Annotated in this window: 20 protein-coding genes; 7 read left to right on the forward strand and 13 right to left on the reverse strand. The window is 70.7% G+C overall.

The features are described 5' to 3' along the window. Positions 1 to 32: 32 nt before the first annotated feature. On the forward strand, positions 33 to 1,469 hold the full coding sequence (locus FHX44_RS08585; RefSeq protein ID WP_147254998.1) for an amino acid permease: 1,437 nt from the start codon (positions 33 to 35) through the stop codon (positions 1,467 to 1,469). Here FHX44_RS08585 and FHX44_RS08590 read toward each other — a convergent pair. Together FHX44_RS08590 and FHX44_RS42045 are read right to left on the reverse strand one after the other, a co-directional pair. Next, positions 1,466 to 2,203, reverse strand: a complete 738-nt coding sequence (locus FHX44_RS08590) for a hypothetical protein (protein WP_147254999.1) — start codon at positions 2,201 to 2,203, stop codon at positions 1,466 to 1,468. The genes FHX44_RS08585 and FHX44_RS08590 overlap by 4 nt on opposite strands. A gap of 122 nt (positions 2,204 to 2,325) precedes the next feature. Beyond that, complete coding sequence (locus FHX44_RS42045; protein ID WP_170308679.1) at positions 2,326 to 2,469, reverse strand: hypothetical protein; 144 nt, start codon at positions 2,467 to 2,469, stop codon at positions 2,326 to 2,328. Between the two features lie 94 nt (positions 2,470 to 2,563). On the opposite strand from FHX44_RS42045, the gene FHX44_RS08605 reads away from it, so the two are divergent. Continuing rightward, on the forward strand, positions 2,564 to 2,986 hold the full coding sequence (locus tag FHX44_RS08605; protein ID WP_212612385.1) for a PPOX class F420-dependent oxidoreductase: 423 nt from the start codon (positions 2,564 to 2,566) through the stop codon (positions 2,984 to 2,986). Between the two features lie 15 nt (positions 2,987 to 3,001). Here the strand turns inward: FHX44_RS08605 and FHX44_RS08610 are convergent, their stop codons facing one another. The 8 genes from FHX44_RS08610 to FHX44_RS08640 form a co-directional block, all read right to left on the reverse strand. Continuing rightward, positions 3,002 to 3,316, reverse strand: coding sequence for a DUF6457 domain-containing protein (locus FHX44_RS08610; protein WP_147255002.1), 315 nt, complete (start codon positions 3,314 to 3,316; stop codon positions 3,002 to 3,004). 75 nt (positions 3,317 to 3,391) lie between these two features. Beyond that, complete coding sequence (locus FHX44_RS42050; protein ID WP_170308837.1) at positions 3,392 to 3,532, reverse strand: MFS transporter small subunit; 141 nt, start codon at positions 3,530 to 3,532, stop codon at positions 3,392 to 3,394. After that, positions 3,529 to 4,920 (reverse strand): OFA family MFS transporter, encoded by a 1,392-nt coding sequence (locus tag FHX44_RS08615; protein WP_147255003.1) that lies wholly within the window; start codon positions 4,918 to 4,920, stop codon positions 3,529 to 3,531. The genes FHX44_RS42050 and FHX44_RS08615 overlap by 4 nt, the downstream gene beginning before the upstream one ends. A gap of 244 nt (positions 4,921 to 5,164) precedes the next feature. Beyond that, a complete protein-coding gene (gene clpX, locus FHX44_RS08620) occupies positions 5,165 to 6,448 on the reverse strand; it encodes an ATP-dependent Clp protease ATP-binding subunit ClpX (RefSeq protein WP_147255004.1) in 1,284 nt (427 codons plus the stop codon). Between the two features lie 177 nt (positions 6,449 to 6,625). After that, positions 6,626 to 7,276 carry an ATP-dependent Clp protease proteolytic subunit gene (locus FHX44_RS08625; RefSeq protein WP_147255005.1) on the reverse strand — a complete coding sequence of 217 codons (651 nt, stop codon included), beginning with the start codon at positions 7,274 to 7,276 and terminating at the stop codon, positions 6,626 to 6,628. Beyond that, a complete protein-coding gene (locus tag FHX44_RS08630; protein WP_147255006.1) occupies positions 7,273 to 7,881 on the reverse strand; it encodes a ClpP family protease in 609 nt (202 codons plus the stop codon). The genes FHX44_RS08625 and FHX44_RS08630 overlap by 4 nt, the downstream gene beginning before the upstream one ends. Positions 7,882 to 8,048: 167 nt before the next feature. Then, a complete protein-coding gene (gene tig / locus FHX44_RS08635) occupies positions 8,049 to 9,470 on the reverse strand; it encodes a trigger factor (protein ID WP_147255007.1) in 1,422 nt (473 codons plus the stop codon). 698 nt (positions 9,471 to 10,168) lie between these two features. Continuing rightward, complete coding sequence (locus FHX44_RS08640; protein WP_147255008.1) at positions 10,169 to 10,855, reverse strand: (2Fe-2S)-binding protein; 687 nt, start codon at positions 10,853 to 10,855, stop codon at positions 10,169 to 10,171. 486 nt (positions 10,856 to 11,341) lie between these two features. On the opposite strand from FHX44_RS08640, the gene gltB reads away from it, so the two are divergent. Continuing rightward, positions 11,342 to 15,877 carry a glutamate synthase large subunit gene (gene gltB / locus FHX44_RS08645; RefSeq protein WP_147255009.1) on the forward strand — a complete coding sequence of 1,512 codons (4,536 nt, stop codon included), beginning with the start codon at positions 11,342 to 11,344 and terminating at the stop codon, positions 15,875 to 15,877. After that, positions 15,870 to 17,324, forward strand: coding sequence for a glutamate synthase subunit beta (locus FHX44_RS08650; protein WP_147255010.1), 1,455 nt, complete (start codon positions 15,870 to 15,872; stop codon positions 17,322 to 17,324). Before gltB ends, FHX44_RS08650 begins: the two co-directional genes overlap by 8 nt. A 62-nt stretch (positions 17,325 to 17,386) precedes the next feature. On the opposite strand, the gene FHX44_RS42055 is transcribed toward FHX44_RS08650, so the two are convergent. Next, a complete protein-coding gene (locus FHX44_RS42055) occupies positions 17,387 to 17,548 on the reverse strand; it encodes a hypothetical protein (RefSeq protein WP_170308838.1) in 162 nt (53 codons plus the stop codon). 110 nt (positions 17,549 to 17,658) lie between these two features. Further along, a complete protein-coding gene (locus FHX44_RS08655) occupies positions 17,659 to 18,291 on the reverse strand; it encodes a DedA family protein (RefSeq protein WP_147255011.1) in 633 nt (210 codons plus the stop codon). A 309-nt stretch (positions 18,292 to 18,600) separates the two neighbouring features. Between FHX44_RS08655 and chvE the strand changes: the two genes are divergently transcribed. The 3 genes from chvE to mmsB all read left to right on the forward strand — a co-directional run bounded on the left by chvE (position 18,601) and on the right by mmsB (position 22,625). Next, positions 18,601 to 19,728 (forward strand): multiple monosaccharide ABC transporter substrate-binding protein, encoded by a 1,128-nt coding sequence (gene chvE / locus FHX44_RS08660; protein WP_147261009.1) that lies wholly within the window; start codon positions 18,601 to 18,603, stop codon positions 19,726 to 19,728. A 117-nt stretch (positions 19,729 to 19,845) separates the two neighbouring features. Beyond that, on the forward strand, positions 19,846 to 21,384 hold the full coding sequence (gene mmsA / locus FHX44_RS08665) for a multiple monosaccharide ABC transporter ATP-binding protein (protein ID WP_147255012.1): 1,539 nt from the start codon (positions 19,846 to 19,848) through the stop codon (positions 21,382 to 21,384). Next, positions 21,381 to 22,625 carry a multiple monosaccharide ABC transporter permease gene (gene mmsB / locus FHX44_RS08670; protein ID WP_147255013.1) on the forward strand — a complete coding sequence of 415 codons (1,245 nt, stop codon included), beginning with the start codon at positions 21,381 to 21,383 and terminating at the stop codon, positions 22,623 to 22,625. The genes mmsA and mmsB overlap by 4 nt, the downstream gene beginning before the upstream one ends. 16 nt (positions 22,626 to 22,641) lie before the next feature. Here the strand turns inward: mmsB and FHX44_RS08675 are convergent, their stop codons facing one another. Continuing rightward, positions 22,642 to 25,779 carry a polysaccharide deacetylase family protein gene (locus FHX44_RS08675; RefSeq protein WP_147255014.1) on the reverse strand — a complete coding sequence of 1,046 codons (3,138 nt, stop codon included), beginning with the start codon at positions 25,777 to 25,779 and terminating at the stop codon, positions 22,642 to 22,644. Positions 25,780 to 25,846: the final 67 nt, after the last annotated feature.

Below are 25,846 nucleotides of genomic sequence, written 5' to 3' on the forward strand. Positions count from 1 at the left end.
GGGAGTGGGCCGCCCGGGCTAACGTGCCTCGAATGTCGTTGCTGCGCACGCTCCCGGTCGAACACGTCCTGGAACGAGGCAAGAACGCGAACCTGCGGCGGACGCTGCGCGGGCGCGACCTGGTGGGGTTCGGCGTCGGCATCATCATCGGCACCGGCATCTTCACCCTCGCCGGCGTCGAGGCGAAGGAGCACGCGGGGCCCGCGGTCACGCTGTCGTTCATCATCGGCGCGGTCGTCGCCGCACTGGCGGCGCTCTGCTACGCCGAGCTCGCGTCCTCGGTGCCGACGGCCGGCTCCGCCTACACCTACGCGTTCGCCACGCTCGGCGAGCTGTTCGCGTGGATCATCGGCTGGGACCTGCTCCTGGAGTTCGGGCTCGGCCTGGCCGTGGTCTCGCGCAGCTGGTCGAGCTACCTGGCGAACCTCTTCGGGCTACCGCAGGTGCTGTTCGGCGAGACGGCGCCGGTGAACATCGGGGCCGTCCTGATCATTGGGGTGCTCACCGTGGTGGCGGTGCTGGGGATCCGCCAGTCGTCCCGGCTCACCAACGCACTGGTCCTGATCAAGCTCGCGGTGTGCGTGCTGATCATCGGGGTCGGCATCTTCTTCGTCGACGCCGCGAACCTGACGCCGTTCGTCCCGCCCGCCGTGCCCGTGCCGGAGGGCGGCTCGGTCCTCGAACAACCGGTGGTCGAGGGCGTGTTCGGGCTGGAGGCCACGGCGTACGGCATCGGCGGGATGCTCACGGCGGCCGCGGTCGTGTTCTTCGCCTACACCGGCTTCGAGGCGCTGGCCAACCTCGGCGAGGAGACCAGGCGGCCGGAACGCGACATGACGATCGGGCTGCTCGGCGCGCTGGGCCTGTGCGCGGTGCTCTACATCGCCGTCTCGTTCGTGCTGACCGGGATGGTGCCGTACGCGCAGATCGATCCCGGGGCCCCGCTCGCAGGCGCGTTCAACACGGTCGGGCTGCCCTGGGTCGGGGCGCTGATCTCGATCGGCGCGGTCACCGGGCTGACCTCGGTGATGATGGTCGAGCTGGTGACGATCGGCAGAATCGGTTTCGCGATGGGCCGCGACGGGCTCCTGCCGGCCCCGATCGGCACCGCGCACCCCCGGTTCCACACCCCGCACCGGATGACGATCATCGGCGCCGTGGTGATCGCGGTCATCGCGGCGACCACACCGATCTCCGAGCTGGCCGACATGGTCTCCATCGGGGCGCTGAGCGCGATGATCATCGTCGCGATCGCGGTGCCGGTGCTGCGCCGCACCCGGCCCGACCTCGAGCGGCCGTTCCGGGTGCCGCTCTCGCCGGTTCTGCCCGCCATCGCCGCGGTGGCCTGCTTCTACCTGATGCTGAACCTCGACCTGCTCAGCTGGCTGCGGTTCGCGGTGTGGCTGGCGATCGGCCTGGTGATCTACCTGGCGTACGGCAAGCGGCACTCGGTGCTCAACCACGCTTAGGCGGGCAGCAGCGCCGCGTGCAGCCGGTCGAACCCCAGCACGGACGCGAGCCTGCGCTCCCGGACGAGCCGCAGGTCCAGCGCGCGGATCTGCCCGCTCGTGGGCTCGTACACCCGCCAGCGGCCGTCGTCCAGCACGCCGAGGGCGAGGACGTAGTGCCGCGGCACCAGCGACCCCACCAGCAGCGGCACCGGCCGGCCCGCTGCGAGCGCCGCCCCGGCCTGCCCGAGCACGTCGTCGACGTCGGCGGCGGACACGTCGTCCACCAGCCGCACGCGGTACGGGCCTGCGGCGGGCACGTGCCGGCGCAGCCAGCCGACCATCCCCCACGGCGTCGTGCCCAGCGCCTGCGGCCAGAACCGCGTGGACTGCCGGTGCACCTCCTTCTGCCGCGCGTCGTAGCGCGCGCCGAACCCGATGGTGACGCCCGCCTGCGCGCCCGCAGCGACGCCCGAACCGGAGGCGGTGGCCGCCTCCTCTCCGTCGAGGTGCTGCATCTCGGCCGGGTCGGCCCAGGCCGCGAGCGCGATGAGCACCGCGCTGCCGCACGTGGTGCCGTTGACCTGGTCGAGGCGGGCGCCGCCGCGCCGCTGCTCGCCGAGGCGGTCGGAGAGGAGAGGGCGCCTGCCGGCCGCGAGGGGCCGCACGCGCGCCACCGGCTCAGGCGGAGGACGACGGGTCACGCGACCGACCCGCGAGCCGATCCACCGCGCCACCCCGACCACGGTCCGCATACCCCGATACTCCCCCTCGGAGCAGGGGTCACGCCACGGTCGGCAGCGTGGTCGACCAGAGCTCCCGACCGTCCTGCCTGCGCAGGGTCACGCGCAGCTCACCGTCCGGCGCGACGTCGACCTCACCGAAGTGCTGGAACCCCTGCGCCGGCCCGCATCCCGCCCCGGTCCCGGTCGATCCCCCAGCCCTGGCCGACCACGTCGCCGGACCAGACGAACCGCACGCCCTCGTGCCGGGCGGGCGGTGTGCGGAACGACCCGGTCACCGGCTCGCTCGCGACGACGCATGCGCCTGGTGTAGTCCACTCGGGTGAACGGTCGCCGGTCTCCGGATGAACGCCTGCGCCTACAGTGCCGACTGTGTCCGACCTGACGCCCGAGATCCGGGCCTTCCTCTCCGCCGGAACGCGCACCGGCAAGCTCGGCTACGTCGCCAAGGACGGCCGCCCGCTGGTGGCGCCCGTGTGGTTCGTCCTCGACGGTGACGAGCTCGTGTTCACCACCGGTGCGACCACGCCCAAGGCCAGGGCGATCGCGCGCGATCGCCGGGTCGTGCTCTGCGTCGACGTCGACGAACCGCCGTACGCATTCGTGCAGGTCCAGGGCACGGCGTCGGTTTCGGACGACCCGGACCAGCTGCTGCGGACCGCCACCGCCATCGGCGGCCGCTACATGGGCGCCGACCGCGCCGAGGAGTTCGGTGAGCGCAACGGCGTGCCCGGCGAGCTCGTGGTGCGCCTCCGCCCGACCCGCGTCGTCGCCGACCTGAGAGTGACGGGCTGACGCCGCCGGCCCGCGTCAGGCGCGGCGGGACTGGTCGCCTGCCGGGGCGCCTCGCTCGCTGTCGCTGCCCCAGCCGTCGGCGAGGGCGCTGATCTTCCCGGCGTAGTCCCTCGCGGCGACGGCCGGGTCGGAGGCCCGACCCGCCGCCACCCCGACGAGGAATGCGGTGACCGGCGCTCCGGGGCGGGAGACGCCGTGGGCCACGTCGGAGGTCAGGTCGAGCACCATGTCGACGACACCCTCGCGTTCGAGGGCGTCCTCGATGCCCAGCTCCCGCACCACCGCGGTGACCCACTCGGACAGGGCGCTTGCATCGCTGCTCTCAGCCACGGTGTGACCGTACGCGCGCGCACCGCGGTCCGCGCACGGGCCACCGCCGCTGCGACACGACGGCCGGCGCGCGGGTCAGCCTCCGAAGAGGGCCGGAATCTTGATCACGAGCTGGTACAGGCCGTACAGGAACGGGATCACCACCCACGCCCAGGCGAGCCACGCGATCGGCGGCGGTCCGGAAGGGGCGTCCGTGGCCTCGGACTGCGTGCTCATGCGGCCTGCGCTCCTGTCGTCCGGATGGCCTGCTCACCCGTCGGTTCGTGGTAGCGCTCGTTCACCGGCCGGATGAGCTCGTTGCAGATGAAGCCGATCACCAGCAGCCCGATCATGATCGAGAACGCCAGCGTGTACCGCCCCGGCCCCTGTACACCGGCGGCGATCTGCGCGTCGGCGATCGCGTTCACGATCACCGGCCCGAGCACACCCGCCGTGGACCACGCGGTGAGCAGGCGCCCGTGGATCGCACCGACCTGGTACGTGCCGAACAGGTCGCGCAGGTACGCGGGAACCGTGGCGAAACCTGCGCCGTAGAACGACAGGATCAGCATCGAGGCGATGAGGAACAGCGCCTGGTTGGCGTTGCCCAGCAGCGTGATGAGCAGGTACAGCAGGGCGCCGACACCCAGGTAGACCCGGTAGATGTTCTTGCGGCCGATGAGGTCGGACGTGGAGGACCAGACGATCCGGCCGACCATGTTCGACAGCGACAGGATCGCGACGAACCCGGCCGCCGCGGCGGCGATCTCCGTGCCCGCGTCCGGGAAGTAGTCCTGGAAGATCGGCGAGGCGCGCTCGAGGATGCCGATGCCGGCGGTGACGTTGAAGCACAGCACGACCCACAGCAGCCAGAACTGGGGCGTGCGGATCGCGTTGTTCGCCGACACGTTGGCCGTGGTGATCAGCGAACCGGTCTTGGCCTCCGACGGGTGCCAGCCCGCGGGGTGCCATCCGTCGGGCGGAACGCGCACGAGCAGCCAGCCCACCGACATGAACACCGCGTACACCACGCCGTGGACGAGGAAGGCCAGTGCGACCCCACTCGCCTGGGCGTTCTCCCCGGTGGCGCCGAACCCGCCGAGCATCGAGGCGGACCACGGCGACGCGATCAGCGCGCCGCCACCGAAGCCCATGATGGCGAGCCCGGTGGCCATCCCCGGGCGGTCCGGGAACCACTTGATGAGGGTGGACACCGGCGAGATGTAGCCGATGCCGAGCCCGATCCCGCCGATCACGCCGTAGCCCAGGATGACCATCCAGTACTGGCCGAGCGACACACCGAGCGCCGACACCAGGAAGCCGGTGGAGAAGCAGACCATCGAGATGAACATGGCCCAGCGCGGGCCGTTGCGGTCCACCGCGGTGCCGAACACGGCGGCCGACACGCCCAGCATGACGATGCCCAGCGTGAACGGCAGCGCGGTGAGCGTGCCCGCCGCAGGGTTGCCCTGCAACATCGTGGCCGCGAGCGGGTTCTTGAAGACGCTCCACGCGTACGCCTGCCCGATCGCCAGGTGGATGGACAGCGCAGCGGGTGGGATCAGCCACCTGCTCCAGCCCGGCGGCGCGATGATGCGCTCGCGTTGCAGGAAACCGACTGCCATGGGGGCTCCCTCGCCACCTCATCCCGACACGACCGCGTGAACGTAGATCATGGTCGGTGCGCCTGCAACCACGGCTACGCCATACGGTATGCGATCGGGACCAGTGGTCGACGAACGGCCGACGAACGGCGCCCCCGACGTGTGGGACTGCGCGAGCCCGCCGGAGCGAAGCGGAGGCAAACGAACACGACGCCGGCCCGCGTGGCGCGGACCGGCGTCGTTTCGTGAGTGGTTCAGGCGGCCGTCATGCAGAACGCTCGCGACGCTCCCGGCGGGCCGGGGTGCGGGGCACGATCGTGGGGTTGACGTTGCTGCGCACCGTCTGGCCGGTGACGACCACCTTCGCCACGTCGTCGCGGCTCGGGATGTCGTACATGACGGGCAGCAGCACCTCTTCCATGATCGCCCGCAGGCCGCGGGCCCCGGTGCCGCGCAGGATGGCCTGGTCGGCCACCGCCTCGAGGGCGTCCTCGGTGAACTCCAGCTCCACGCCGTCCATCTCGAACAGCTTGCGGTACTGCTTCACCAGGGCGTTGCGCGGCTCGGTGAGGATCTTGACGAGGGCGTCCTTGTCCAGCGAGGTGACCGAGGCGACGATCGGCAGGCGGCCGATGAACTCGGGGATCAGGCCGAACTTGATGAGGTCCTCTGGCAGGGTCTCGGTGAAGCTCTCGGCGGGGTCGATGTCGCGCTTGGAGCGGATCTCGGCGCCGAAGCCGAGCCCGCGCTTGCCCACCCGGTCACCGATGATCTTCTCGAGACCCGCGAACGCACCCGCCACGATGAACAGCACGTTGGTGGTGTCGATCTGGATGAACTCCTGGTGGGGGTGCTTGCGGCCACCTTGCGGCGGCACGCTCGCCGTGGTGCCCTCCAGGATCTTCAGCAGGGCCTGCTGCACGCCCTCGCCCGAGACGTCGCGCGTGATCGACGGGTTCTCCGACTTGCGGGCGATCTTGTCGACCTCGTCGATGTAGATGATGCCCGTCTCGGCGCGCTTGACGTCGTAGTCGGCGGCCTGGATCAGCTTGAGCAGGATGTTCTCGACGTCCTCGCCCACGTAGCCGGCCTCGGTGAGCGCCGTGGCGTCGGCGATCGCGAACGGCACGTTGAGCAGCTTGGCCAGCGTCTGCGCGAGGTAGGTCTTGCCGCAGCCGGTGGGGCCGAGCATGAGGATGTTGGACTTGGCGATCTCGATGCCGTCGCCGCTGTCGCCGCTGCCGCGGCGCTCGCCGGCCTGGATGCGCTTGTAGTGGTTGTAGACCGCCACCGACAACGTGCGCTTGGTCTGGGTCTGCCCGACGACGTACTGGTCGAGGAAGTCGTGGATCTCCGCCGGCTTGGGCAGCTCGTCGAGCTTGACCTCACCCGCTTCGGCCAGCTCCTCCTCGATGATCTCGTTGCAGAGATCGATGCACTCGTCGCAGATGTAGACCCCAGGGCCGGCGATCAGTTTCTTGACCTGCTTCTGGCTCTTCCCGCAGAACGAGCACTTGAGCAGGTCACCGCCGTCGCCGATGCGTGCCATGAGTGCAGACCCCAAATCCTTCTCTGCGCTGCCCCGGCGGGTCCGGGAGGCGCGCTCTCTGGACGGTACCCGCCCGACGCGGTCCCCGGGGAGCTTCGCGCACCGGAGATTCGGCGACGGGTCGGCGGACGGTCGACGCCGGCCCGGAAAGCCGGCGTCGACACGCCTCTTCGGTTCTCAGACCGCGGAGAGCTTGCGGCTCTGGATGATCTCGTCGACGATCCCGTACTCCTTGGCCTCTTCGGCCGTGAGGATCCGGTCCCGCTCGATGTCCTCGTGCACCTGCTCGGGGGTGCGGTGGGTGTGGTGGGCCAGCGTGCTCTCGAGCAGCCTGCGCATGCGGGAGATCTCGGCCGCCTGGATCTCCAGGTCCGACACCTGGCCGTAGAAGCCCTCGGTGGCGGGCTGGTGGATCAGCACGCGCGCGTTCTGCACGGCGAGGCGGCGCCCCGGCGTGCCCGCCGCGAGCAGCACCGCCGCCGCGGACGCGGCCTGCCCGAGGCAGACCGTCTGGATGTCCGGGCGGATGAACTGCATCGTGTCGTAGATCGCCATCAGCGACGTGAACGAGCCGCCGGGCGAGTTGATGTACATGCTGATCTCGCGGTCCGGGTCGGCCGACTCGAGGCACAGCAGCTGCGCCATCACGTCGTTGGCCGACGCGTCGTCGATCTGCACCCCGAGGAAGATGATGCGCTCCTCGAAGAGCTTGTTGTACGGGTTCGACTCCTTGACCCCGTAGCTCGTGCGCTCGACGAAGGACGGCAGGACGTACCGGGACTGCGCCGGCTCGGGAGCGCGGCCCCCCGGCGTCCACATGTTGCTCATCGGGCGCTCCCGTTCTGGTTCGGGTCGGGGATCTGGCTGGCGCGGGTGACCACGTGGTCGACGAAGCCGTACTCGAGCGCCTCCTGCGCGGAGAACCACCGGTCGCGGTCGAAGTCGGCGATGATCCGCTCGACCGTCTGCCCGGTGTGCTCGGCGATGAGCTCCGCCATCTCACGCTTGTGGCGCTTGAACAGCTCCGCCTGGATCGAGATGTCGGACTCGGTGCCGCCGACGCCCGCCGACGGCTGGTGCATGAGGATCTGGCAGTGCGGCAGCACGTACCGCTTGCCGGGAGTGCCCGCCGAGAGCAGGAACTGCCCCATCGACGCCGCCATGCCCATCCCGAAGGTCGCGACGTCGCACGGGATGAACTGCATCGTGTCGAAGATCGCCATGCCGTCCGGCACCGAGCCGCCCGGCGAGTTGATGTACAGGGAGATGTCGGAGTCGGGGTCCTCGGCCGCGAGCAGCAGCATCTGCGCCGCGATGCGGTTGGAGATCTCCGAGTCCACCTGCTGGCCGAGCACGATGATGCGCTGCTGCAGCAGCCGCTCGTACACCGAGTCGGACAGCGTCATCGACGTGGGTGCACCACCCCGCCGCATCTCCGCTCCAACGAGTCGGTCCGCCGTACGCGGGCCGATGTCCTCTGGCCTCACTTCACCCTGCCTTCTGCTGGTTCGGCTCGCGTGTCCATCGATTTCGACCCTACGCGGACGAACCTCTCATCCGCCGCGCCTGGCCAGGTTGTTCGCTGTGGGCGTGGCGCGCCTCAGGACGAGGCGGGCGCCTTCTCCTCGGCGGCGGGGGTGTCCTCGCCCGTCTCCGCGCTCGACTCCGTGGCCTCGGTGGCCTCGGTGCCCTCCGGCTCGTCCTCACCCAGGAACTCGGACAGGTCGACCTCGCTGCCCGAACCGTCGGTGACGGTGGCCGCGCGCACGGCGGCGATGAGCGCCTTGCTGCGCCGCACGTCGGAGTAGACGGCACCGAGCTGGCCGGCCTCCTGGATGCGCCGCACGAACTCCTCGGGCTGCATCTGGTACTGCTGCGCCTGGAAGACGATGCGCTCGGTGAGCTCCTGCTCGCTCACCGTGGTCTGCTCGCGGTCGGCGAGGGTGTCGAGCACGAGCCGGGTGCGCACGGACTTCTCCGCCGCCTCCTTGGTCTCGGTGTCGAACTGCTCGCGGGTGCGGCCCTGGGAGACGAGGAACTCCTCGAACTTGGCCTCGTCGTGGTCGAAGGGGTGCACGGCGTCGTGGAGGGCGGAGTCGATCTCGCCCTGCACCACGGTCTCCGGCAGCGGCACCTCGGTGGCCTCCACGAGGGCGTCGAGCACCTTGTCGCGCGCCTGGGCGACCTGCTCCATCCTCCGGACGCGGCCGAGCCGCTCGCGCAGGTCTGCGGTGAGCTCGTCGAGCGTGTCGAACTCGCTGGCCAGCTGGGCGAACTCGTCGTCGGCTTCGGGGAGCTGGCGCTCCTTGACGGCGGTGACCTTGACGGTGACCTCGGCGTCCTTGTCGGCGAACTCGCCGGCCACGAGCCTGGAGGTGAAGGTGGCCTCCTCACCCGCCGACAGGCCCTCGATCGCCTCGTCGATGCCGTCGATCAGGCCGCCCTGGCCCACCTGGTAGGAGAAGCCGGTGGTGGTGGCGTCCTCGACGGGCTCGCCGTCGACGGTGGCGGACAGGTCGATGAGGACGAAGTCGTCCTTGGCGGCCGGGCGCTCGACGCCGGTGAGCGTGCCGAAGCGGGCGCGCAGGTTGTCCAGCTGCTCCTCGACGTCGGCGTCGTCGACCTCGACGTCGTCGACGGAGACGGAGAGTGACGTGAGGTCGGGCAGGTCGATCTGCGGGCGGACGTCGACCTCGGCCTTGAACGACAGCTTGTCGTTGTCGGCGATCTCGGTGACCTCGATGTCCGGCCGACCGATCGGGGTGATGTCCTCGGCGGTGGTGATGGCCTCGCTGTACTTGGCCGGCACCGCGCCGTTGACGACCTCCTCGAGCACGACGCCGCGGCCCAGGCGGGCCTCGATGATGCGGGCCGGGACCTTGCCCGGGCGGAAGCCCGGCACCCGGACCTGCTGCGCGATCTTCTTGTAGGCCCGGTCGAAGTCCGGCTTCAGCTCGTCGAAGGGCACCTCGACGTTGATGCGGACTCGCGTCGGGCTCAGCCGCTCGACGGTGCTCTTCACGGTGGGACTACTCCTCGGTTGTGCTGGGATGTGCGCGGACCACGGGCGACAGGGGTCCGCTGCCGGGCCCGGCCACGGATGCCCACGGGCACCCGGCCGGTCGTCCTCGCGAGTCTACGGGTCCGGCAGGCCGCTCCCCTGGCGGGCCGCGACCGCGGCGTGCGGGCGGTCTCACGGGCCTTGAGCCCGCCGGAGCGCAGCGGAGGCAATCGGACCGGCTCGCGGGCCGACGCTGTCTTGCGGAGGAGGCGCGCAGGGAGCGAGGAACGAGCGACCGAGCACCGGAGGAGCAAGACAGCGTCTCAGGGGCCCGCGGGCCCGCCGGAGCGCAGCGGAGGCAATCGGACCGGCTCGCGGGCCGACGCTGTCTTGCGGAGGAGGCGCGCAGGGAGCGAGGAACGAGCGACCGAGCACCGGAGGAGCAAGACAGCGTCTCAGGGGCCCGCGGGCCCGCCGGAGCGCAGCGGAGGCAATCGGACCGGCTCGCGGGCCGACGCTGTCTTGCGGAGGAGGCGCGCAGGGAGCGAGGAACGAGCGACCGAGCACCGGAGGAGCGAGACAGCGTCTCAGGGGCCCGCGGGCCCGCCGGAGCGCAGCGGAGGCAATCGGACCGGCTCGCGGGCCGACGCTGTCTTGCGGAGGAGACGCGCAGGGAGCGAGGAACGAGCGACCGAGCACCGGAGGAGCAAGACAGCGTCTCAGGGGCCCGCGGGCCCGCCGGAGCGCAGCGGAGGCAATCGGACACAGTCGTCGCACAGGCCGCCACCGGGCACCCGGTAGTAGAGGCAGCAGCTGCGCCTGCGGAAGGTCCAGACCAGATCGGGAGCGCGCGGGGGCAACAGCTCTCCCGCCCCGGCGAACCCGCCGTGGGTGAGGACCGCCTCCGCCACATCGGCCGCCCTGCGGGCGACAGCAGGGCGCTGCACCACGAGCAGCCGCTTGGCGGCGGCCACCGTGGACGCGGCGTTGCCCCACAACAGTCGGCCGGCCACCGGGACGTGCGCCCGCACCGTGCCGACGAGCGGTTCCAGGAGGCCGTCGAGCAGCGCGGGGAGCGCGTCGACGCCGACGAGGGCCGTGGCGTCGGTGCGCAGCGTCCGGCCGCCGTCCGCGGCGCGGCCCCACCACACGGAGGTCGCGCCGAGCTCGGGTACCGCGCCGTGCAGCACCGCGGCGGCGTACGGCGCGGACACCAGCTGAGCCGCGAGCCCCTGGAACGCGAGCGAGGCCGCCACCCGCGCGTCGCACCCCAGCGCGCCGCCGACGTGCGCGATCCGCTCCCGCACCAGCTCCGGGTCGGCGAGCGGGCGCTCGCCCGTGCCGGGCCCGAGCGCGAAGAACGGGCCGAGGCCGGCCACGTCGGCGAGCAGCGCGCGCACGTCCATCCCCGGAGTGTGCGCCGATCACGTGCCGCACACAGCCGCTCACGGCACGGGTAGGCTGTGAACCACCGAACCCCCGTTCAGGTCACGCTGGCGAAACCGGCCGTACACATTACAGGCAGTACGGCCGATCTCGCGCGTTCGAAGCCGGTCACTGTGGTCACTCCGGCTCTCACTGGCGAATCGCCGCTCCCACGTGCGACATTGTCCCGGCGAAACCGCACCCGCTGACGCGTGCGCGCTCGCACCCGTGCGTACAACCCGGCCAGCGCCACACGACGGCGACCGGTCGTCGTGCCGGTGTCCGAGGCCCACAACGTCCGGACGCACGGTGCTGCGCCGCACGCGGACGGGAACGCCAGAACCGGCGGCGCGGGCAGGTCGGACCGATACTCCCCTTTCCCTGCACGCCCAACCACCACACACTCGTCTACACCGTCGTCCCGATGCTGGTGTCGGGGTGCACCGAGACGACAACAGGAGGCACTCTTGGCTGCGATCCCAGCGGGTACCTCGTCCGGGCTCTACGACCCGGAGTTCGAGCACGACGCCTGCGGCGTCGCCTTCGTCGCCGATCTCGCCGGTCGCCGCGACCACGGCATCGTCCGCAAGGCGCTCACGGCGCTGCTGCGGATGGAACATCGCGGCGCGCGGGGCGCGGAGATCAACACCGGGGACGGCGCGGGCATCCTGATCCAGGTGCCCGACGAGTTCTTCCGGGCCGTCGTGGACTTCTCGCTGCCCGCCGAGGGCGCCTATGCCGTCGGCACCGCGTTCCTGCCCGCTGACGGGGCCGATGCGGACGTCGCCGTGGCCGAGATCGAGAAAATCGCCGCCGAGGAAGGCCTCGAGGTGCTGGGCTGGCGCGAGCTGCCCACCGACCCCGACGCCGCCGACCTGGGCCCCATGGCGCGGGAGGCCATGCCGAGCTTCCGGCAGCTGTTCGTCGCCGGGCGTGACGGCGAGTCGGGCATCGAGCTCGAGCGCCGCACGTTCTGCCTCCGCAAGCGGGCCGAGCACGCCACGGGCGTCTACTTCCCGAGCCTGTCCCCGCGCACGATCGTCTACAAGGGCATGCTCGCCGAGCCGCAGGTCGAGGCCTTCTACCCCGACCTGTCCGACGACCGCGTCACCAGCGCGCTCGCCGTGGTGCACTCCCGGTTCTCCACCAACACGTTCCCCGCGTGGCCGCTCGCGCACCCGTACCGGTACGTCGCCCACAACGGCGAGATCAACACGCTGCGCGGCAACCGCAACTGGATGGCCTCGCGCGAGGCGCTGCTGGAGTCCGACCTCATCCCCGGTGACCTCGCGCGCCTGTCCCCCATCGTCACGCCGGACGCGAGCGACTCCGCCACGTTCGACGAGGTCCTGGAACTGCTGCACCTGGGCGGGCGGAGCCTGCCGCACGCCGTCCTGATGATGATCCCGGAGGCGTGGGAGAACCACGACGAGATGGACCCGGCCCGCCGGGCCTTCTACGAGTTCCACTCCACCCTCATGGAGCCGTGGGACGGGCCCGCGCTCGTCGCGTTCACCGACGGCACCCAGATCGGCGCGGTGCTCGACCGCAACGGCCTGCGCCCCGCCCGCTACTGGATCACCGAGGACGGCACGGTCGTCCTCGCCTCCGAGGTGGGTGTGCTGGACGTCGAGCCGTCGGCCGTGGTGCGCAAGGGCCGCCTCGAACCGGGCCGAATGTTCCTCGTCGACACCGCGCAGGGCCGCATCCTCGACGACGCCGAGATCAAGGGCGCGCTCGCGGCCGAGCACCCGTACGCCGAGTGGCTGCACGCCGGCCTGATCCACCTCGACGAGCTGCCGACGCGCGAGCGCGAGATCTACGACCACTCCGCGATCACCCACCGGCAGCAGTCGTTCGGCTACACCGAGGAGGAGCTCAACATCCTCCTCAAGCCGATGGCGGCCGGCGGCGCCGAGCCGATCGGCTCGATGGGCAACGACGCGCCGCTCGCCCCGTTCTCGTCGCGCCCCCGGCAGCTGTTCGACTACTTCACCCAGCTGTTCGCGCAGGTCACCAACCCGCCGCTGGACGCGATCCGCGAGGAGCTGGTCACCTCGCTGCAGAGCCTGCTCGGTCCCGAGCAGAACCTGCTCGACGCCACACCGGCGAACTGTCGGACCGTCGTCGTGCCGTTCCCCGTGCTCGGCAACGACGACCTCGCCAAGATCATCCACATCAACGACGACGGCGAGCTGCCCGGCTTCGCCTGCGTCACGGCCAAGGGCGTGTTCAAGGCCGCCGACGGCGGCGCGGGCCTCGAGCGACGGCTCAAGGAGATCTGCACCGAGGTCTCCGAGGCCATCGAGGACGGCGCGCGGCTGATCGTGCTGTCCAACCGCGGCGTCACGAAGGACTTCGCGCCGATCCCGTCGCTGCTGCTCACCGGTGCCGTGCACCACCACCTGGTGCGGGAGAAGACCCGCAGCCGCGTGGGGCTCATCGTCGAGGCGGGCGACGCGCGCGAGGTGCACCACATCGCGCTGCTGCTCGGCTACGGCGCCGCCGCCGTCAACCCGTACCTCGCGATGGCCACCGTCGAGGACCTCGCCGCGCGCGGCGACATCCCCGGCGTCACGCCGGAGCAGGCGGCGCACAACCTGGTGAAGGCGCTGGGCAAGGGCGTCCGCAAGACGATGTCGAAGATCGGCGTCTCGACGGTCGCCTCCTACACCGGTGCGCAGATCTTCGAGGCGATCGGGCTCGGCCCCGACGTCATCGACTCCTGCTTCGCGGGCACCACGTCACGCCTGGGCGGTGTCGGGTTCGACGAGCTCGCCGAGGAGGTGCTGATCCAGCACCGCCGCGCGTTCCCGTCCGACGAGGTGCGCCCCAACCACCGGACCCTCCCGGTGGGCGGCGAGTACCAGTGGCGCCGCGAGGGTGAGCTGCACCTGTTCAACCCGCAGACGGTGTTCAAGCTGCAGCACTCCACCCGCCAGGGCCGCTACGAGATCTTCAAGGAGTACACCCGCGCCGTCGACGACCAGGCGGGCAAGCTCATGACGCTGCGCGGCCTGTTCCGGTTCAAGGAGGGCGTGCGGCCGCCCGTGCCGATCGACGAGGTCGAATCGGTCGACGAGATCGTCAAGCGGTTCGCCACCGGCGCGATCTCCTACGGCTCGATCTCGAAGGAGATGCACGAGACCCTCGCCATCGCGATGAACCGCCTCGGCGGCAAGTCCAACACCGGCGAGGGCGGCGAGGACGCCGAGCGCTACGTCATCGAGGCCAACGGCGACTCCCGGCGCAGTGCGATCAAGCAGGTGGCGTCCGGCCGTTTCGGCGTCACCAGCGAGTACCTGGTCAACGCCGACGACCTGCAGATCAAGATCTCGCAGGGAGCCAAGCCGGGCGAGGGCGGGCAGCTGCCCGGCGCGAAGGTCTACCCGTGGATCGCGAAGACCCGGTTCTCCACCCCGGGTGTCGGGCTGATCTCACCGCCCCCGCACCACGACATCTACTCGATCGAGGACATCAAGCAGCTCATCCACGACCTCAAGAACGCCAACCCGCGCGCCCGCATCCACGTGAAGCTGGTGAGCCAGGTCGGCGTCGGCACGGTCGCGGCGGGCGTCGCGAAGGCCTACTCCGACGTCGTGCTCATCTCCGGCCACGACGGCGGCACCGGCGCATCGCCGCTGTCGTCGATCAAGCACGCGGGTGGGCCGTGGGAGCTCGGGCTCGCGGAGACCCAGCAGACGCTGCTGCGCAACGGTCTGCGCGACCGGATCGTCGTGCAGGCCGACGGGCAGCTCAAGACCGGCCGCGACGTCGTCATCGCGGCGCTGCTCGGGGCCGAGGAGTTCGGCTTCGCCACCGCGCCGCTGGTGGTGTCGGGCTGCATCATGATGCGGGTCTGCCACCTCGACACCTGCCCGGTCGGCGTGGCCACGCAGAACCCGGAGCTGCGCAAGCGGTTCGACGGGCGGCCGGAGTACGTCGTCAACTTCATGCGCTTCGTCGCGCAGGAGGTGCGCGAGTACCTCGCGGCGCTCGGCTTCCGCTCGATCGCCGAGGCCGTCGGGCACGCCGAGATCCTCGACACCGACGACGCCGTGCGCCACTGGAAGACCGAGGGGCTCGACCTCTCCCCGATCTTCCACATGCCGCAGCTGCGGCCGGGCACCGCGCGCCACCAGACCAAGCAGCAGGACCACGGCCTGGAGAAGGCCCTCGACAACACGCTGATCCAGCTGTCCGAGGGGGCGCTCGCGTCCGGCGACAAGGTGCACCTCGACCTCCCGGTGCGCAACGTCAACCGCACCGTCGGCACGATGCTCGGCTACGAGCTCACCCGGCGCTGGGGCGGCGAGGGCCTTCCCGACGACACGATCGACGTCACGCTCACCGGCTCGGCAGGCCAGAGCTTCGGCGCGTTCGTGCCCAAGGGCATCACCCTCCGCCTGGTCGGCGACAGCAACGACTACTTCGGCAAGGGCCTGTCGGGCGGCCGGCTCACGCTGCGCCCCGACCCGTCGGCCCCGTTCGCGGCCGAGGAGAACGTCATCGCGGGCAACGTCATCGGCTACGGCGCCACCTCGGGTGAGATGTTCATCCGCGGCGTCGTCGGCGAGCGGTTCTGCGTGCGCAACTCGGGCGCGCTCGCCGTCGTCGAGGGCGTGGGCGACCACGGCTGCGAGTACATGACGGGCGGCCGCGTGGTCGTGCTCGGCAAGATCGGGCGCAACTTCGCGGCGGGCATGTCGGGTGGCATCGCATACCTCCTCGACCTGCCCCGGCACCGGGTGAACGGCGAGATGGTCGACATCGACCCGCTCGACGACGACGACCGCGCCTTCCTGCGCGACACCGTCGAACGCCACCACGCCGAGACCGACTCTGCGGTCGCGTGGGCCCTGCTGACCCACTGGGACGACGCCGTCGAGCGGTTCGGCAAGGTCATGCCCAAGGACTACAAGCGGGTGCTGCGCGCCCGCGCCGCGGCCGAGCGCGACGGCCGTGATGTGAACGAGGCAATCATGGAGGCCGCGCATGGCTGACCCGAAGGGTTTCCTGAAGGTCCCCCGCGAGACCCCGACCCGTCGTCCCGTGCCGCTGCGGCTGATGGACTGGCGGGAGGTCTACGAGGAGTTCCCGGACGACAAGCTCGAACGGCAGGCGAGCCGCTGCATGGACTGCGGCATCCCGTTCTGCCACCAGGGCTGCCCGCTCGGGAACCTCATCCCGGAGTGGAACAACCTCGTCTACCGCCACGACTGGCGTGAGGCGATCGAGCGGCTGCACGCCACCAACAACTTCCCGGAGTTCACCGGGACGCTGTGCCCCGCCCCGTGCGAGGCGGCGTGCGTGCTGGCGATCAACAGCGACGCGGTCACGATCAAGCAGGTCGAGCTGCAGATCATCGACCACGCGTTCGAGGAGGGCTGGGTCGCGCCGCAGCCCCCGACGACGAAGACCGGCAAGAAGGTGGCCGTCGTCGGGTCGGGCCCGGCCGGGCTCGCCGCCGCGCAGCAGCTCACCCGCGTCGGGCACGACGTCGTGGTGTTCGAGCGGGCCGACCGCATCGGCGGTCTGATGCGCTACGGCATCCCCGAGTTCAAGATGGAGAAGAACCGGCTCGACCGGCGGCTGTCGCAGATGGAGGCGGAGGGCACGCAGTTCCGCGCGTCCGTCGACGTCGGCACCGACGTCACGGCCGACCAGCTGCGTGCCGAGTACGACGCCGTGGTGCTCGCGGGCGGGGCCACCGCGTGGCGCGACCTGCCCGCGAAGGGCCGCGAGGTCGAGGGCGTCTACCAGGCGATGGAGTACCTGCCGTGGGCCAACCACGTGCAGCAGGGCGACATCGACGCCCCGCCGATCACGGCGGAGGGCAAGCACGTGGTGATCATCGGCGGCGGGGACACCGGCGCCGACTGCCTGGGCACCGCCCACCGGCAGGGCGCGGCGTCGGTCACCCAGCTGGAGATCATGCCCACGCCGCCGGAGAAGCGCACGGAAGGCATGCCGTGGCCGACCTACCCGATGGTCTACCGGGTGTCGTCGGCCCACGAGGAGGGCGGCGAGCGGCTCTTCTCGGTGAACACCACCGAGTTCGTCGCCGACTCCGACGGCAAGCTCCGGGCGCTGCGGATCGTCGAGGTGAGGCGCGACGAGAGCGGCCGCTTCGTGGCGATCGAGGGCACGGAGAAGGAGCTGCCCGCCCAGCTCGTGCTGCTCGCCATGGGCTTCGTCGGCCCCGAGAAGGGCAGGCTGCTCGCCGACCTCGGCGTGGAGCTGGACCAGCGCGGCAACGTCGCTCGCGACGACAACTTCATGACCAGCGTCGACGGCGTTTTCTCGGCGGGTGACATGGGCCGGGGCCAGAGCCTGATCGTCTGGGCCATCGCCGAGGGCCGCGCAGCGGCCGCAGGCGTGGACGGCTACCTGACGGGCCGCAACGTCCTCCCGAGGCCGATCGCGCCCACAGACCGCCCGATCACCTGAGCCGGCAGTACGAGCGGCACCCTCGTCCGGCCCCCCTACCGGACGCGAGTGCCGCTCGTACCTCAGCTCTCCGAGCCGTGCGATGGCTCGGAGGTCCTGATCGCCCGGGTCGGGCCGTCGACGGGCTCCCCTGGGTGCGGCGCGGAACCGGGACGGCCGGGGTTCGCCCGCCGCCTGCGCACCACCAGCAGCGCGCCGATCACGACGAGCACGATCGCCCCCACCCCGACGTTCCCCGGACGAGCAGCTGGGTCAGGCGGTTCTGGGATGCGTCGCCGTGCAGGTCCCGGGAGGCCTCCGCGTCGCTGCGCAGCTCGGCGAACGCGTGCGGCGGTCAGCGGCCGGCGGCCGCAGCGAGACCGGGGGAACCACCCTCCGCCGGCTCGTTCCCCGACGTCGACCCGCGCCGGGTGCGCAGCCGCTCCGCGAGCGCGAAGGCACCGGCCGTCAGGGCGCCCATGGCGATGCCGGCCGCCAGGCCGCGCAGTGGGTCGCCGCCGGTGAGCGGGCCCAGCAGCAGCCCGACGACCATCATGTAGCAGGCCCACAGCGCCGAGCTGGCGAGCGAGCAGGGCAGGAACCGGCGCGGCGACAGGCCGTACCGCCCGGCGGCCGTGGCGCTGACCAGCCGCCCGGCGGGCACGAACCGCGCACCGACGATCGTGACGGCCGGCCGGCGTGCGATGTTGCGCTGCACCCAGCCCGCGATGCCGCCGCCGCCCGGGCGGGCGAGACGGCGCGACGTTCGTCCGAGCGCGAAGAGCAGGTGGTCACCCGCCACCGATCCCGTGAACGCCGCGGCGAGCAGCCCCAGCGCCATCTGCACGTCGTGTGCGCCGATCGCGACGGCGGACGCCGTCATCAGCAGCGGCTCGCTCGGCACCACCGGGAACGGTCCGTCCAGGGCCACGAGCAGCGCCAGCACCGGCAGCAGCCATGCGCTGTGAAGCAGCAGTGCGACGTCCATCCGCCTCCCTCGACCGGGTATCAGGGTGGTCGGCGGGGGCGTCGCGATCACTGGCGTAGACACCCGGATCGAGCGGGGGGTAATCCCCACCTCGAGGCACTACGGTGACGGCGGGTGCGCAGCGGGTGACAGTTGCGGGTGCGTTATCGGACCGTGACGGCTGCGTACGCCAGAGGGGTTGACGCTGAACCCTGTTAGCGCTCACATTGGGTCGCCCGCCCACCGCGGGACGGCCCGACTCATCACGGGCAGGCATCTCGAGGAGGAGACGTGCACAAAAAGCTCGGATTGGTCGCAGCGGGCGCCGCTATGGCGCTCGTGCTCGCGGCCTGTGCCGGCGGAGGCGCCGGTGGGGGCGGGGGCGCCGGTGGAGGCGCCGCGCAGCAGCAGCAGCCCGCAGACCTGCTCGTCGGGGTGGCCATGCCCACCCAGGAGTCCGAGCGGTGGATCGACGACGGCGACAACGTCAAGAAGCAGCTCGAGGCGGCCGGGTACCAGGTCAGCCTCCAGTTCGCGAACAACGACATCCCGACGCAGTCGCAGCAGATCGACCAGATGATCACCCAGGGCGCGGACGCGCTGATCATCGCCGCGATCGACGGCACCGCACTCTCCAGCCAGCTGCAGACCGCGAAGTCCCAGAACATCCCGGTCATCTCCTACGACCGGCTCATCCGCAACAGCCCCGACGTCGACTTCTACGTCACGTTCGACAACTTCCAGGTGGGCGTCGCCCAGGGCGAGGCCCTGCTGACGGGGCTGGGCATCAAGAACGCGGACGGCTCGCCGGGCTCGGCCACGGGACCGTTCAACATCGAGCTGTTCGCCGGCTCGCTCGACGACAACAACGCGTTCTTCTTCTTCAACGGCGCGATGTCGGTCCTCCAGCCGCTGATCGACAACGGCACGCTCGTCGTCAAGAGCGGCCAGACGGCCATCGAGCAGATCGCGATCCAGCGCTGGCTGCAGGAGACCGCCCAGAAGCGCATGGAGGACGTGCTGACCGCCGCCTACAACGACGGCAGCAAGCTCAACGGCGTCCTCTCGCCCTACGACGGGATCTCCCGCGGCATCATCACCGCGCTGCAGAACGCCGGCTACGGCCCGACGCTCAGCGGCGGCGCGAACCCGCTGCCGGTGGTCACCGGACAGGACGCCGAGGTCGCGTCGGTCAAGCTGATCAACGACGGCGTGCAGAGCTCGACGATCTTCAAGGACACCCGCTTGCTGGCCGAGCAGGGCGTCATCGCCGCCAAGGCCTACCTCTCCGGCAGCCAGCCGCAGGCCAACGACACCACGACGTACGACAACGGCGTCAAGGTCGTCCCGTCCTACCTGCTGCCGGTCGAGACGGTGTTCAAGGACAACATCCAGTCCTCGCTCGTCGACTCCGGCTACCTGACGGCCCAGGAGGTCGCCAGCGGCCAGTCGGGCTGACGCGGGAACCAGAGCGCGGCGGGCCCCGGCTGCGAGTGCTGCCGGGGTCCGCCGAACCACGCACAATCGGGCCAGGGGGATGCCCGTAGGCACGACGACGAAGAGACCACGAGGTTCATGGACGACTACATCCTGGAGATGCGCGGCATCACCAAGACCTTCCCCGGCGTCAAGGCACTGTCGGACGTGAACTTCGCCGTGCGGCGCGGCGAGATCCACGCGATCTGCGGCGAGAACGGCGCCGGCAAGTCGACGCTGATGAAGGTCCTCTCCGGCGTCCACCCGGCCGGCGACTACGAGGGCGAGATCGTCTACGACGGCCAGCCCGTCCGGTTCGCCGGCATCCGGGACAGCGAGCACGTCGGCATCGTGATCATCCACCAGGAGCTCGCCCTGGTCCCGTACCTCTCGATCGCCGAGAACATCTTCTTGGGCAACGAGCGCAGGGGCCGCAGCGGTCTCATCGACTGGAACAGGGCGAACGCCGACGCCGCCCGACTCCTCGCCGAGGTCGGCCTCACCGAGAACGCCGTCACACCGGTCGGCCAGCTCGGGGTCGGCAAGCAGCAGCTCGTGGAGATCGCCAAAGCCCTGTCGAAGGACGTGCGCCTGCTGATCCTCGACGAGCCGACCGCCGCGCTGAACGACAACGACTCGGCCCACCTGCTCGGCCTGCTGCGCGCCCTCAAGGAGCGCGGCATCACCTCGATCATGATCTCGCACAAGCTGAACGAGATCGTCAGCATCGCCGACCGCACCACCGTCATCCGCGACGGCCGCACGGTCGAGACCATGGACATGAGCGACCCGGACGCCACGCAGGACCGGATCATCCGCGGCATGGTCGGCCGCGATCTCGAGAGCTTCTACCCCGACCGGGAGTCGAATCCCGGCGAGGAGGTGCTTCGCGTCGAGGACTGGACGGTCTGGCACCCCACGCAGGAGCGCACGGTCGTCGAGGGAGCCAGCTTCACGGCGCGGGCGGGTGAGGTCGTCGGGATCGCCGGGCTCATGGGCGCCGGCCGCACCGAGCTCGCGATGAGCATCTTCGGGCGGTCGTACGGGCGCAACATCTCCGGCAAGATCTTCATGCACGGCAAGGAAGTGCGCACGCGCTCCGTCGCCGAGGCGATCGAGAACGGCATTGCCTACGCCACCGAGGACCGCAAGCGCTACGGCCTCAACCTCATCGAGGACATCCGGCGCAACGTCTCGGCCGCGGCGCTCGGCAAGCTCTCCTCGCGCGGCTGGGTCAACGGCAACGAGGAGATCAAGGTCGCCGAGGAGAGCCGCCGCAACCTCAACATCAAGGCGCCCAGCGTCATGAGCGTCGTGGGCAAGCTCTCCGGCGGCAACCAGCAGAAGGTCGTGCTGTCGAAGTGGCTGTTCACCGACCCCGAGGTGCTGATCCTCGACGAGCCGACCCGTGGTATCGACGTCGGCGCAAAGTACGAGATCTATCTGATCATCAACCGGCTCGTCGCTGCGGGAAAGGCCGTGGTCGTGATCTCGTCCGAGCTGAACGAGCTGCTCGGCATCTGCGACCGCATCTACACCCTGTCCGCGGGCCGGATCACCGGTGAGGTGCCGGTGCGCGAAGCGACCCAGGAGAACCTGATGGCCCTCATGACCAAGGAGAGGGAGTCGGCGGCATGACCAGGACCGCACCCCCCGAGGAGAAGGCGCCCGAGGGCGCCACCACGTCGGTCGCGCTGCACACCGGCACCAGCAACATCCGCGAGCTGCTCACGCGCAACCTGCGGCAGAGCGGCATCTACGTCGCCTTCGTAGCGATCATCGCCCTGTTCGCGATCCTCACCGACGGCGTCTCGCTCAGCCCGATCAACATCACGAACATCGTCCTGCAGTACTCCTACATCCTCGTGTTGGCGATCGGCATGGTCATCGTGATCATCGCCGGGCACATCGACCTGTCGGTCGGGTCGGTGGTCGCGCTCACCGGTGCGATCTCGGCGGTGCTGGTCATCCAGCAGGGAATGCCGTGGTGGGTCGGGATCCTCGCCGCACTGGCCGCCGGGGTGGTGATCGGCGCATGGCACGGGTTCTGGGTCGCCTACGTCGGGATCCCGGCGTTCATCGTGACGCTCGCCGGCATGCTGCTGTTCCGCGGCCTCACCCAGCAGGTGCTGGGCAACATCTCGCTCTCCCCGTTCCCGGCGGAGTACCAGCAGGTGGCGACCGGGTTCATCAACGGTCTCCTCGGCGGCCCGGGCTACGACGTCTTCACGCTGCTCATCGGCGTGATCGCGGTGGCGGGCTACGCGGTGAGCGGCTTCCGCACCCGCCTGGCCCGCATCACCTACCAGCAGCCGGTCGAGTCGTTCCCGCTGTTCGTGGCGCGGGTCGTGCTGGTCGGCGCGGTCGTCATGTACTTCGCATGGCAGCTCGCCAACGCCCGCGGCCTGCCCGTCGTGCTGATCATCCTCGGCGTCCTGGTGCTCGCCTACGGCGTCGTCACGCGGCGCTCGGTCTTCGGGCGGCAGGTCTACGCCATCGGCGGCAACCTGTCGGCCGCGACGCTCTCCGGTGTGAAGGTCCGGGCGGTCAACTTCTGGATCTTCGTCAACATGGGCGTCCTGTCCGCCGTGGCGGGGATCATCTTCTCGTCCCGCTCCAACGGGGCCCAGCCGGGCGCCGGCAACATGTTCGAGCTCGACGCGATCGCGGCGGCGTTCATCGGCGGCGCGGCCGTGACCGGCGGCGTCGGCACCGTCGTCGGCGCCGTGGTCGGCGGCCTGATCATGGCGGTCATGAGCAACGGCATGCAGCTCATGGGCATCGAGCAGCCGATCCAGTCCGTGGTCAAGGGCATCGTGCTGCTGCTCGCGGTCGCCTTCGACATCTACAACAAGCGGCGGGCGGGCTCGTCACGCTGACCTTCGCGACGGTGATCTACCCCGGCAGGACGATCCGGTAGTCGAAGTCGCCGCCCTTCGGCGCGACGATCTCCAGGTCGTCGGTCATCACCCGGTGCAGGCGCAGCGTCTCGACGGTCGGCCTGTCCTGCGGCGCGCGGGCGGCGGCGGAGAACTCGCAGCCCGGCCCCAGCTCCACCCGGACGGCGAGCCCGGCCTCGTTGACCACCTCCGCGCTGCGGCCGTCCGGGGACACCGTCGCGATCTGGCTCTTCCCCTGCATCGCCGCGGCCCACAGGTCGACGCAGAACTCGTTCGCGACCCGGTGGCCCGGGAGCGTGCCCGTGTAGGAGACGTGCACGACCTGGCCGTCCAGCCGCACCGTCTTGCGGAAGCGGCCGAACGCCTCGACGTCGTGCAGCACCACGCCGCGCTCGCCCGCCCGCTTCGCCCGGTGGTCCTCGGCGAGGCGGGCCGCAAGGTCCTGGAGGTTGTCCGGGGCATCGGCGGGCGGGCTGCCCTCGCCGTACTCGAAGGTGACGGCCGCCGGGTCCGTGGAGATCTCGTCGTAGACGTTGAAGTTGTCCGGGTAGTACCAGTCGAACGCGTCGTCGCCGGCGGGGCTGGTGCCGGTGGTGCCCCGGCTCGGGTCGACGTCGCTGGCGACGTAGGCGTGGTTCGGGGTCCACACGGTGTTCTGCAGCACGATCCCGTCGCACTGCACCCCGCTGTCGGACGCCCAGTCCATGTCGAGGAACTGGTAGGCCTTGCACGTCCCGCTCACCGAGTACGGACGCCCGTCGACCAGGGAGAACAGCTGGGTGATGCGCCCGCCGTTGCGGTCGAGCACCACCAGCGCCCGCGCGTTGTAGAGCACGACGGAGGGCAGCGGGTCGTGGTCCCAGTGCAGCCCCCGCTCCCGCCGCCACGCGGGCGCCGCGTCGCGGTCGACGACGTCCTCCAGCTGCGCCACGCGATCGACCACGGGGCCGGCATCGCGGAAGGCGCCGTCCGGTAGGCGCTGCGCCCAGGCGGCCCAGATCGCGGCGGCGAGGTAGACGTGCGTGTTGCGCAGCTGCAGCGACTCGGCCAGCACGAAGTCCTCCCCCTCGGTGCCACCGGGATCGTTCTCCGGGACGCGGGCGCGCTTCGACCACTGCGACTCGTGCAGGTTGAGGGTGAGGTACAGCCGGGCGAGGTCGAAGAGCTGGTTGCGGCAGTCGGCGGGGCAGGACGCGATGGCCCGCTCGGCCCTCTTCGAGACCGCCTCGAGGTCCTCCCCCAGCCACTCGGCCCTCGTCCGGGCCCACGCCGTGTACCAGGTGTCGAACGCGAGCCCGAAGTCGTGGCCCGGCACCGGGTCCAGGTGCAGGCGCCACTCCTTCTCGATGTAGGGGTCCGACGCGCGCACCAGGTCGAGGTCCCCGACGCAGTCGGCGTCGCCGAGGTCGTCGGTGGTGACCACCTGCACCCACGGGTGGGCGGCCAGCCACGACAGCGCGGCCTGGTACTTCTGGTTGAACTGCAGCTCGTTGCCGTTGTAGACGCCGTCGAACCAGCCGTTGCCGCTGGCCTTGTCGGCGTCGTCGGAGTAGACGAGCAGGTTGCCGCGCCGCAACTGCGGCTGGGCGGCCAGCTCGATGAACTTGCGCCGCAGGTCGCGTGCGATCTTGCCGCGGTCGGCGTCGTGGTCGTCTGCCCCGAGCAGCCTGTCCTTCATCTCCGGGTCGATGAACAGCACCTTGAGGCCGCTCACGCGGTCGCGCCACAGGTACTGCCAGTTCACCCACCGGCCGCCGGTCTCCCTGCCCATCGGCGGGCTGGGGTTGCGGACGACCGTGGCCGTGTCCTCCTCGCCGTTCTCGTGGTGCCCGCCGTCGACGACGAGGAACTCCATGCCGGCCTTCTGCAGCGCCTGCACGACGTTGGGCCGGTCGGTGACGATGCGCGAGTCGGGGTAGTAGACCGGCCTCGTCTCCCCGAGGATCTCGCGCATCGCGTCGGAGCCGAGCGTGATCGCGTCGAGGTTCGTCGCGGCCGTGTAGTAGGGCAGCCGGTGCGCCCCGAACCCGGCGACGACCGGCACGAGCAGGCCGTCCCGAACGTCCTCGCGCATCCGCTGGAGGTCCTCGGGGCAGTCGTGGGCGAGCAGGTCGAGCAGCCCGCCGTTCATCGCCCACATCTGCTTGATGCCGTAGTGGCGGTGCGCGTCGAGGGTGAACGCGTACCCGTCGCCGGTGTTGCTCTCCTTGCTGCCGGGGCGGCTGCTGTAGCTCGCGGCGGGGTCGCGCATCGTCACCTGCGCGTACGTGCTGGGCGGGGTGTAGTCGTCGTCGGCGGTGGCGAACAGGTCGTTGAGGCCCTGGATGGCGAAGTTGACGAACACGACGCGGGCGCTCCCGGCGTCCGCGGGGGCAGCGAGGTCGACGTCGACGGCCCTTCCGTGGTGGGTGACCACCACCGGCGGGAGGTCGTCCCCCGACCGCGGCACGGCGACGGTGACCGAGTCGGCGGAGAGGTCGACGAGCGGCAGCGGGTCCGGCTGCGGGGTGCGCAGATCGATCATCCGGTCGCCGATCTGCAGCGCGAGGTCGGGCCGGTCCTGGCGGTGGGCGAACAGGTCCACGACGTCGACGCGGATCTCGTCGCGGTCACCGGCGCGGCGGTGGTAGAGCACCCACCCGTCGAGCGCGGCGCCCGGCTGCGGGATGAAGATCCGGCGGATGTCGTCGCGGGTGAAGTCGGGGGCCACGGCGACGGTGGTGCAGGTGGCGGAGTGGACCTCCGGTCCATGGGCGAAGGTCACCGAGAGCGTGTACCGGATCTGCGCGCCTGCGGGCACGGCAGGCAGCTTGGCCTCCAGGTACTGCGTGCGTCCGCTGCCCAGTGAGTGGTCGAGCCCCACGTAGTAGGGCAGGTGCTCGAAGCGGAACTGGCCCTGGGTGCGCATCTGGTGGCGCATCCAGTCCGCGAAGCCCTTCCGGATGTGGCGCATCCGGGCCCGCGTCGACCACGACCGCCCGTCCACCTCGACCTGCAGCCGGTGCGCGACGATCCGAACTCCCGGCTCGTCGGTTTCGATGCGGAACGGGAGCAGGACGTCCAGGGAGCCGTCGGGCCCGGCGACCACACGGGGGTAGGCGTCCGGTGTGAAGTGGACGATGCCTGCGTTCATGGTGACTCCCCCGTGTGGTGCGACTCCGGACCGGAGTCGCTCGCGCCGCGTGTCCGATCCGTTACTC

It is taken from the genome of Pseudonocardia hierapolitana, assembly GCF_007994075.1.
Lineage (GTDB): Bacteria > Actinomycetota > Actinomycetes > Mycobacteriales > Pseudonocardiaceae > Pseudonocardia > Pseudonocardia hierapolitana.